Origin of the sequence: Robinsoniella sp. RHS, from assembly GCF_001029355.1 — a bacterium.
GTDB classification, from domain to species: domain Bacteria; phylum Bacillota; class Clostridia; order Lachnospirales; family Lachnospiraceae; genus Robinsoniella; species Robinsoniella peoriensis.
The window spans coordinates 1-9384 of the sequence record NZ_JNGB01000094.1 but is presented as its reverse complement, the minus strand read 5'-3'; the positions used below and the strand labels follow the sequence as shown (position 1 = coordinate 9384).

The window sequence follows — 9384 nt, the reverse complement described above, 5'->3', positions numbered from 1 at the left end:
AAATCTGTAAATCTATCCGGGACAAGAAGAACACACCGATTCTTATGGTTTCGGCGAAAAAGGATGATATCGATAAAATCCGCGGTCTTGGACTGGGAGCAGATGATTATATGACAAAGCCCTTCAGCCCCAGTGAGCTGGTAGCAAGAGTGAAGGCACATATGGCACGTTACGACAGATTAATCAGCAGTAATGTCCAGACAAATGATATTGTTGAGATTCGCGGTATTAAGATAGACAAGACGGCCAGAAGAGTCTGGATTAATGGAGAAGAGAAGACATTTACAACAAAAGAATTTGATTTATTAACGTTCCTGGCGGAACACCCGAACCACGTATTTACTAAAGAAGAATTATTCAGCGAGATATGGGATATGGAATCTATCGGTGATATTGCAACCGTAACGGTGCATATTAAGAAGATTCGTGAGAAGATTGAGTTCAACACGGCGAAGCCTCAGTATATAGAGACGATCTGGGGTGTAGGGTACCGGTTTAAGATATAAAAACTGTTCAAAATTGAAAAGAATTATAGTGAGAGCTGTCCTGATTATAAATTGGGACAGTTTTTTTGTGTTGGGAAAATTATCTTAATTTTTCTATTTAAGGAGTTGACATAAACAAAAAAGTATGCTTTAATACACATATAGTTAATTAGTCAAGTAACTAACCAACAAACAAGAGGTGGTTTTCATGAAATTAAACTTTGAGGATGAAAAACCTATTTTTATGCAGATAGCGGAGGGCGTTGAAGATGCGATTCTGACAGAGGCTTTTCAGGAAGAGGGACAGATCCCCTCAATTACGGAATTTTCAGTAACTTATAAGATCAATCCGGCAACCGCCCTGAAGGGAATCAATATGCTGGTTGAGGAAGGCATTGTTTATAAAAAGAGAGGTGTAGGTATGTTTGTAGCAGTGGGAGCGGTAGAGAAGCTGAGACAAAAGAGGAAAGATCAGTTCTTTGAGCACTATATCAGTGGAATGATTGAGGAAGCAAAGCGATTGAATATTTCAGATGAAGAATTATTAGGGATGATAGAAAGGGGATTTAGGAAATGACAGGGATTGAAGTAGTAAATATCAGTAAAAGGTTTAAAGACACCGTGGCACTTGATCATGTGAATCTCCTTTTTGAGGAAGAAAAGATCTATGGACTGCTTGGAAGGAATGGTGCGGGTAAGTCTACATTGCTTAATATTATCAGTAACCGTATTTTTCCGGATGAGGGGCAGGTTCTTATGAATGGAGTACCGGTGAGGGAAAATGATCAGGCATTGGAACAGATTTATCTGATGAGTGAAAAAACATTATATCCGGAATCTATGAAAATTAAAGAAGTTTTCAAATGGAGTAAGGAATTCTACAAAAATTTTGATACGGATTTTGCAATGAATATGGCAGAGCAGTTCCGGTTAGATGTGAAAAAGAAGGTCAAAGGATTATCGACGGGGTATACTTCCATTTTTAAAAATATTATTGCATTATCGGTAAATGTACCTTTTGTTTTCCTGGATGAACCGGTATTGGGACTGGATGCAAATCACAGGGAACTGTTCTATAAGATTTTAATTGAAAAATATAGTGAGAATCCTTTTGCTGCAGTGATATCCACACATTTAATAGAAGAAGTTTCCAGCGTGATAGAGGATATTGTAATTATTAAAAACGGTCAGGTAATCCGATCGGAAACACGGGAAGAGCTTCTTAGCAGAGGCTATACGGTTTCCGGAAATGGAGCGCTTGTGGATACGTATATAAGAGGAAAAGAAGTAATTGGTACAGATGTTTTGGGAGGCTTGAAAACTGCGTATATCATTGGCAGACCGGATCGTGCTAATCTGCCGAAAGGATTGGAGATAACCGGGTTAGATCTGCAAAAATTATTTATCCAGTTGACAAATTAGGGGGAAAGATTATGAAACTGAAGTCGGTATATAAATATCAGATGAGAGAGTACGTTAGTGCCGGAACAGGCTACGCTGCTGTAGTGCTGTCGCTGATTATCTTTTTCAGCGGGTTAGTAATATTTGGGCAGATTGATGCCGGCGGTTCTTTTTCCGGATTAGAATTTGGAAGCATTATATTTGGATTTGTAATGGGATGTTCCTGTTTCCAGGAGGGATTTTTACTTATGATGCAAAATGGAGTTTCCAGAAAGACAATTGTTTTCAGCAGAATTTTAACCATAATAACCAGCAGCATTGCGCTTGCTGTATTAAATGAGCTGATTACGCTGGTCTGCAGGATATTTGTACATTTCAATAAAAACATTATATTTGAAATCAATATTCTCCAGGTTATGTATCCCCAAATGCTGGGTGAAATGGAATCCCTGCCGTTATTCCTGATAAATATTCTGTTTTGGAGCCTGGCGCTTATGATGGCTACGCTGCTTGGATATTGTGTCAGTTCCTTACTGTATCATCTGTCAAGAACAACAAAGATTATTTTAGGAGTAGCCCTCTCTGTATTTGCTGTGGTTTTACTTCCAATTATAGATGTATTATTGGTTAAAGGGATCTATAAGAAATTACTGGACTTTTTCTTAATGGTAATGGGACAGAAAAGCCAGAATCCGTTTATTGCAGTGATTACATTTCTGGTAAGTACGGTAATTCTGGGAGGAATCAGCTATTTGTTAGTAATTCGTGCCCAGGTGCAGAAATAGAGGGAGAAAAATATGAGGTTAAAATCAGTTTTTAAATATCAGTTTCGGGATTACAAAATTTCCTATGTATTATTTTTTGGGATTTTACTGTTTCTGGAATTAGCAAACCTTGTTGGAATTAAGATAAGTGGCATGGAAGATAAGGGAATTTATTTCCGCAACGAATCAATGGTAGTATTGGCCGGGTTTATTATGGGAGCAAATTCATTTCGGGAAAACTTCCAAATGCTGATGCAAAACAATGTCAGCCGTAAAATGATAGCGGCAGGAAGAATTTTAAATACACTGTTAAGCGGGATTGTTCTGGCGGTTATTTGCAGACTGGTTTCCCTGGTTTATGAACTGGCAGCATTGGGAGACGGTAATCTGCGGGCAGGAAATATCTTTGGCAAAATATACCCATCCTTTTGGGAGCAGGCAGGTGGATTGGAGAAGCTGGGGGTGGAACTTCTGTTCTGGTCAGGCTTTGTCATTCTATTTACGATGATAGGATATTTCTTCGGAGCTTTGTATTATAATCTGGGTAAGATTCAAAAGATGGTAATCAGCATTGGAGTTCCGGTATTCTTACTGATTGTGTTGCCGATCGTAGACCTGTATGCTGCAGGCGGCAGAATCGCAAAGTTCTTTTTGGGGATGCTTGCCCTTTTGTTAGGAGGCACGGGTGGTAATCCTGCATGGTCCTTCCTGAGTACTTTGACCGGTTCGGTAATATTTGGCGGTATTGCAGTACTGATTGTATTAAAATCTCCGGTGCAAAAATAAAAAAGAGACGCTATAACCAGTTCTTTTATTGGTTGTAAGCGTCCCTTTTCTTTTAGAAGTCTATCTTAAAATAATAAATCCCATAAATGCAGCATAGCCCAATAGCATGATCCACCCTTCCATACGATTCAGTATCTTGCTTTGCAATGCAAATATAAATACGGCAATGCTGGCAACGATCAGAATCATGATATCGTAAATAGAAAACAGATTGACTGCAACCGGATGGAGCGCTGAAGATGCGCCTAAAACCAGAAGGATGTTAAAGATGTTAGATCCTACCACATTTCCAAGTGCAATGTCGTTTTCTCCTTTTCGGGAAGCAACGATTGAGGTTACCAGTTCGGGCAGAGAGGTACCAAGGGCTACAATCGTAAGGCCGATCAGTGTCTGACTGAGCCCAAAAGATTCAGCTATGGAAACGGCACTGTTAACTACCAGATCCCCTCCGATTACTATGGCAGCCAAACCGCCGATGATGCAGATGCCGCTTAAGAGCGGGGATAACTGCTTGATACCGTCAGTAGAGTCTGCCTGAATTTCATTTCGGCTTTTTAGTGCACTTTTAACGGTGAACACCAGGAAGAGCACAAAGAAAGCAAGTAATATCCAACCGTCGATCTGGCCTACTTCATGGTCCAGAGACAGCAGAAGCAATACCGCGGTAATCACGATGGAGAAGGGAAATTCGCGTTTTAAAACGGAAGGTGTAATACCCATGGGCTTGATAGCAGCGCATATGCCCACTACAACCAGCAGATTAAAAATATTAGAACCAATAACATTACTTAGTGCCAGTTCATTTTGAGCCTCGATGGCAGCGGTGATACTCACGGAAGCTTCCGGCATGCTTGTACCAAATGCAACAACAGTAAGTCCGATGATGACACTGGGGATACGGAGAAGTCTTGCAATATTGGAGCTGCCTTCAACGAAGTAGTCGGCACCTTTTATCAGCAGTACAAATCCTATGATTAGCAGAACATAAGTTAACATTTTTTTCCTCCTTAAATGACCTGTTGTCATCATACTGAATTACCAGAAATTTGTCAAATTATTTTATATAATTTGTCAATAAATAGCAGGGTATCGGTTTTATGAAATAATTATTACCAACTATTGCAAAGAATTATGATCGATGTTATTATTTCCTATATTAAGCAAAAAACAACTGGAAAAATATTTACAGTAAAGGTGTTGTGTAATCAGTCAGAAAGTCAGACCCATACCGGCTTTTATTATTAAAAAATAAAATATGCGAAAGAGGTAATCCTATATGTTAAATATAATCTATGAAGACGGCCAGGTTTTGGTCTGTGAAAAGCCGTCCGGTGTAGCGGTACAAAGCGCGGGAATTGGCACTATGGATCTGGAAAGCAGAATAAAAAATTATCTGAGTACAGAAAATAGTGGAAATGGCGAGCCTTATCTGGGAGTTATCCACAGGCTGGATCAGCCGGTTGGTGGCGTACTGGTATTTGCGAAAACGCCGATGGCTGCTGCGGATTTAAGTAAACAGGCAGGTAATGGGGAGATGGATAAAAGGTATCAGGCTGTAGTATGTGGAAAACTTCCCCAAATCCAGGGAGTGCTTGTGGATTATCTGTTTAAAGACGGTAAAACCAATACGTCCAGAATTGTCAAAAAGGAACAAAAAGGTGCCAAAAGGGCGGAATTACATTATCAGGTTCTGGAAGAAAAAGAAGGCTTGTCACTATTGGAAATTCACCTGATTACCGGGCGTCATCATCAGATCCGTGTGCAGCTGGCTGGTGCAGGAACACCTTTGTATGGAGATAAAAAATATAATCCCAAAACAGCAGGTGACCAGAGAACAACTATCGGTTTATACGCCTGTAAGTTAAGCTTTTTACATCCAAAAACAAAAAAACAGATGGCTTTTTCCTGTGAACCCAAAGGTGATGCTTTTTCAATATTCACGTCCAGATAAAAACATGGCGGATATTGCCATTTGTACCAGATGTCTGTCTTCTAATAATGAATAATCAAAATGAATCTGCACATCCTATTCTTACAATATAGGAGGGCGAAAGGATGGGCAGAGCAGAGAAATATAAAGAAGTACTTATCGTAATAGGGATTGCAATTGCAGTATTCGTTGGAATGAAATACCTGCTGCCATTTGTAGCCCCTTTTTTTATTGCGTATATTATCGTGCGGATACTGAATCCATTTGTAAAGCGGCTGCAGCGCAGGATAAAAATAAAGAAAGAATGGCTTGCGGCTGTGGTACTGGGATTCTTTTCAATTTTACTGATTGGCGGACTGTATTATCTGACAATCCAGCTGTTTGCGCAGATTAAAGCCATAGTATCCAATCTGGACAGTTATGAAAAAGAATTCAGACTGATTCTTGGAAACTGCTGTTCTGCGATGGAGCAGACGCTGGGGATTCAGGCAGAAGCCATTGAAGATTTTGTATATCAGAATATTCAGGTTATGACAGACCGTCTACAGGTATATATTGTGCCGGATATGTTTAATTATTCACTGCAGTATCTGCTTGGTTTTGTGAAAGCGGCAGGATTATTTTTTGCATTATTTGTATCTGTACTGCTTTTATTAAAGGATTATGACGAAATACATGATAAACTTAAAAAGTTTGAATTATACCGCAGAACAGCTACCGTTTTGAATCGGCTTTGGGGACTTGGCGGAGCCTACTTTAAAGCACAGCTCATTATTATGAGTATCGTTTCTGTTATCTGTGTTGCAGGACTGTGGGTGATTCGGTATCCCTATGCCCTGTTGGTTGGATTGCTGATCGGCGTATCGGATGCACTTCCATTTATCGGAACCGGAACGATACTGATACCCTGGGCGTTGGTATGTGCTCTGCAAGGTGATTTTGTACACGCTGCAGCATATGCCACGTTGTTCTTTGTTGCAAATACTACCAGAGAATTTCTGGAGCCTAAGATGATTGGAAAAAAACTTGGTGTTTATCCCATTGTAATTGCAGTTGCAGTGTATGCAGGAATCTGTATTTACGGGGTTGCCGGGGTAATTCTTGGACCATTGACTTTGCTGGCTATTGTGGAGATTTACAAAGAGATTAAGAGAGGGGAAGTAATGGAAGAGTAGATTTTACCTGTTTACCAATGGTTATCCATGTCTAACACAGCATCATTGACAATTCTATTGTATTTCTATATCATATAAGATAGAATAATAAAGAATTAAAATAAATGTTCAGGGAGGCAGATATGTACAAGGTATTATTAGTTGATGATGAAGCCCTCATTCGAGAGGCTATCAGTGAAAATACAAGGTGGAATGAATTGGGTTATGAATTGGTCGGTGCTTGCAAAAATGGGAAAGAGGCAATGGACATGATCATACAGAATCCACCGGATCTCCTTCTTACGGATATCTGTATGCCGCATGTGGACGGCATGGAGCTGACAAAGTTTGTATATGAACAGTATAAAGATACTAAAGTAGTGATTATCAGCGGGTATGATGAATTTGAATATGCAAAAAAGGCTGTAAAATATCAGGTTGTAGAATATATACTGAAGCCGATAACCGCTTTTGAACTTTCTGAAACACTGCTGAAGGTAAAAGAAGCTCTGGATGCAGAACAGCTGAAAAAACAGAATATGAAGAAAATACGTGGAGCCTATATCAGCAACCTCCCGTTGATGCGCGGGCGCTTTTTAATTGGACTTTTGCAGGGAAATGTGAATGAAGAGACAATTCAGGACAAGCTCATGGATTATCAGATCCAGTTAAACGGCAGCCATTTTATGGCAGCAATGGTACTGGGGGATGATCTTTCTCCGTTTTTGAACCAGGAAGCGGATACGAAGACCGATCTGGCTTATTTTGCTATTTATAATATAACGGCTGAGATTATGGCATCGTATGGTGCTGGAGTAACATTCCAGGCATTTGAAGAAAAAACCGTAATGATCTTTGCGGGGGATGAAAATCTGGAAGAGAAGGCATTGCGTGTCTGCGAAGAGATACAGGAGGCAATATTAAAATTTTTAAAAATTGAATCTACCATCGGTCTTGGCAGGATGGTAAATTCTTTGTCTCTGGTCTACAGTTCCTTTAATGATACGAAAAAGTCAATGGAATACCGTTTCCTACTGGGTGGAAATCAGGTGATTTATGCCAAGAATCTAAGGGACAGCCAGGAAAGCCAGAATGTGGACGTCTCAAAGTGGGCAAATCAGATTGTACTGGCGATTAAAACCAACAATGAACATGAAATACGAAAATATGTACTGGGATTTGTACAGTCATTAAGAGATGCATATGTGACAAAAAACAGAAGTATTTTCTACGTACAGAACATGGTGCTGTCCATTATGAATGAACTGGATGCTTCTACATTAAGCGAAAGCGAGATCTTTATAGAAGAAAGAGAACTGTTGAATTCCATCTATGAAAAGGAACATCTGACGGATATAGCGGAAGATTTAATTCAGTTTGGCAAGACTCTGTCCCACAGTATGAAAGACCAAAAGGACAGCTACTGTAAGAAACAGGCACTGCAGGCGCTGGATTACATAGACAAGAATTATGGTGATTCTAAGATCTCCCTGAATTCCGTTTGCCTGCATCTGGCGATGAGTACCAGTTATTTCAGCTCTATTTTTAAAAATTATACCGGGGAGACCTTTATTGAGGCGTTGACTAAGAAGCGGATTGAGAAGGCAAAGTCTCTGATTGAAAATACAGCAAAGAAAACTTATGAAATCGCAGAAGATGTGGGATATAGTGATCCTCATTACTTCAGTATCACATTTAAAAAGATAACGGGGATGACTCCTACAGAATATGCAAAAAAGATGAGGTAATTTATGGATAAGAAAAAAAGGGGTGAGGCAGTACGGTTTCTATTTCACTTTAAAAGTATACGTAATTCGATGTTGTTTTCCTTTACGCTTGTGGTTGTGCTTGCGTTGCTGATATTCCTTCTTTTCTCTTTGAATTACACGGAAGAAACAGTTCTGGACAATTCAAAGGATTATACTAAGCAGTTGGTGGAGCAGGTAAATTCAAATATTGATTCCTATATTAGCTATATGGAATCCATCTCCCAGATGGTAACGGACCATTCCGATGTTGTGGACTATCTCTTTGGAGATGGCAGTACTGGGGAATCCTTAAAGCTTCGTCTGCTGGAACAGTTTAAGACCGTTCTGGATACCAGGGAAGATATTTATAATATAGCTGTTATCGCAGATAATGGGAAGATGGTGCTGAACCGTGGAGTAGCGACACTCAATCCCAGTGGGGATATCCCAAATAAGCCCTGGTATTTGAATACGATTAAAGCAAATGGGGCTGCTGTAGTATCCGGTTCCCATGTGCAGAATGCATTTAAAGATAAATATCAGTGGGTAGTTACCTTAAGCAAAGGATTGATTAATCCGGCTACTAATAAAATTGAAGGGATTTTCTTTATTGATTTGAATTACAGTGCCATTAAAAGTCTGTGTGAAAAAATCGAGCTGGGTAATAAAGGATATATGTTTATTCTGGATAAAGACGGAAGCATCATTTATCATCCCCAGCAGCAATTGCTGAACAGTGGTTTGAAAGTAGAAGCAATAGACCGTGTTCTGGCGCAGGAAAATGGCAGCTTCATTACAGATGAAGGTAATGGCAGTAAATTATATACGGTCAGTACTTCCAGGGAAACCGGTTGGACCATAGCAGGTGTTTCTTACATAGGAGAGCTGATCAAGAACAAAGACGAAATGCAGATATTTTATCTGGTAATAGCTTCCGGGCTGTTTGCTTTGGCCATGATACTCGCGGTTGTGTTGTCGAAAGAAATTACAAAGCCTATTAAGGATCTCAAGGATTCCATGAAAGAAGTAGAGCGGGGAAATTTCCAAAATGCAGCATTTGTCAGCAAAGGGGAAAATGAGGTGGCAAGCCTTGGCAAATCATTTAATATTATGACA

The 9384-nt window shown here is 39.7% G+C and carries 10 protein-coding genes; 9 read left to right on the top strand and 1 reads right to left on the bottom strand.

Annotation, left to right across the window (positions count from 1 at the left end; translation table 11 throughout):
- From RHS_RS22955 to RHS_RS22935, 5 genes are all read left to right on the top strand, one after another.
- The coding region (locus tag RHS_RS22955) for a winged helix-turn-helix domain-containing protein (RefSeq protein ID WP_047834484.1) at positions 1–506 on the top strand (506 nt) is incomplete at its 5' end.
- A 187-nt stretch (positions 507–693) separates the two neighbouring features.
- Positions 694–1062, top strand: coding sequence for a GntR family transcriptional regulator (locus RHS_RS22950; protein WP_027295082.1), 369 nt, complete (start codon positions 694–696; stop codon positions 1060–1062).
- Complete coding sequence (locus RHS_RS22945) at positions 1059–1907, top strand: ABC transporter ATP-binding protein (protein WP_047834483.1); 849 nt, start codon at positions 1059–1061, stop codon at positions 1905–1907. Before RHS_RS22950 ends, RHS_RS22945 begins: the two co-directional genes overlap by 4 nt.
- 11 nt (positions 1908–1918) lie before the next feature.
- Positions 1919–2671 carry a hypothetical protein gene (locus RHS_RS22940; protein ID WP_027295080.1) on the top strand — a complete coding sequence of 251 codons (753 nt, stop codon included), beginning with the start codon at positions 1919–1921 and terminating at the stop codon, positions 2669–2671.
- A 12-nt stretch (positions 2672–2683) separates the two neighbouring features.
- Positions 2684–3436: a hypothetical protein gene (locus tag RHS_RS22935; RefSeq protein WP_027295079.1), complete on the top strand. Its 753-nt coding sequence runs from the start codon at positions 2684–2686 to the stop codon at positions 3434–3436.
- 60 nt (positions 3437–3496) lie between these two features.
- Here RHS_RS22935 and RHS_RS22930 read toward each other — a convergent pair whose 3' ends face one another.
- On the bottom strand, positions 3497–4432 hold the full coding sequence (locus RHS_RS22930) for a calcium/sodium antiporter (protein WP_027295078.1): 936 nt from the start codon (positions 4430–4432) through the stop codon (positions 3497–3499).
- Positions 4433–4712: 280 nt separating this feature from the next.
- Here RHS_RS22930 and RHS_RS22925 point away from each other — a divergent pair, with 280 nt between their 5' ends.
- From RHS_RS22925 to RHS_RS22910, 4 genes are all read left to right on the top strand, one after another.
- On the top strand, positions 4713–5387 hold the full coding sequence (locus RHS_RS22925; protein WP_044293940.1) for an RluA family pseudouridine synthase: 675 nt from the start codon (positions 4713–4715) through the stop codon (positions 5385–5387).
- Between the two features lie 104 nt (positions 5388–5491).
- A complete protein-coding gene (locus RHS_RS22920; RefSeq protein ID WP_027295076.1) occupies positions 5492–6541 on the top strand; it encodes an AI-2E family transporter in 1050 nt (349 codons plus the stop codon).
- A gap of 122 nt (positions 6542–6663) precedes the next feature.
- A complete protein-coding gene (locus tag RHS_RS22915) occupies positions 6664–8268 on the top strand; it encodes a response regulator (protein ID WP_047834482.1) in 1605 nt (534 codons plus the stop codon).
- A 3-nt stretch (positions 8269–8271) separates the two neighbouring features.
- On the top strand, positions 8272–9384 hold a 1113-nt coding region (locus tag RHS_RS22910; protein WP_047834481.1), incomplete at its 3' end, for a cache domain-containing protein.

Excerpts from the sequence above, each read along its gene's own strand:
- RHS_RS22950 (WP_027295082.1), top strand. The coding sequence starts at position 694 with ATGAAATTAAACTTTGAGGATGAAAAACCTATTTTTATGCAGATAGCG.
- RHS_RS22945 (WP_047834483.1), top strand. The coding sequence starts at position 1,059 with ATGACAGGGATTGAAGTAGTAAATATCAGTAAAAGGTTTAAAGACACC.
- RHS_RS22940 (WP_027295080.1), top strand. The coding sequence starts at position 1,919 with ATGAAACTGAAGTCGGTATATAAATATCAGATGAGAGAGTACGTTAGT.
- RHS_RS22935 (WP_027295079.1), top strand. The coding sequence starts at position 2,684 with ATGAGGTTAAAATCAGTTTTTAAATATCAGTTTCGGGATTACAAAATT.
- RHS_RS22930 (WP_027295078.1), bottom strand. The coding sequence starts at position 4,432 with ATGTTAACTTATGTTCTGCTAATCATAGGATTTGTACTGCTGATAAAA.
- RHS_RS22925 (WP_044293940.1), top strand. The coding sequence starts at position 4,713 with ATGTTAAATATAATCTATGAAGACGGCCAGGTTTTGGTCTGTGAAAAG.
- RHS_RS22920 (WP_027295076.1), top strand. The coding sequence starts at position 5,492 with ATGGGCAGAGCAGAGAAATATAAAGAAGTACTTATCGTAATAGGGATT.
- RHS_RS22915 (WP_047834482.1), top strand. The coding sequence starts at position 6,664 with ATGTACAAGGTATTATTAGTTGATGATGAAGCCCTCATTCGAGAGGCT.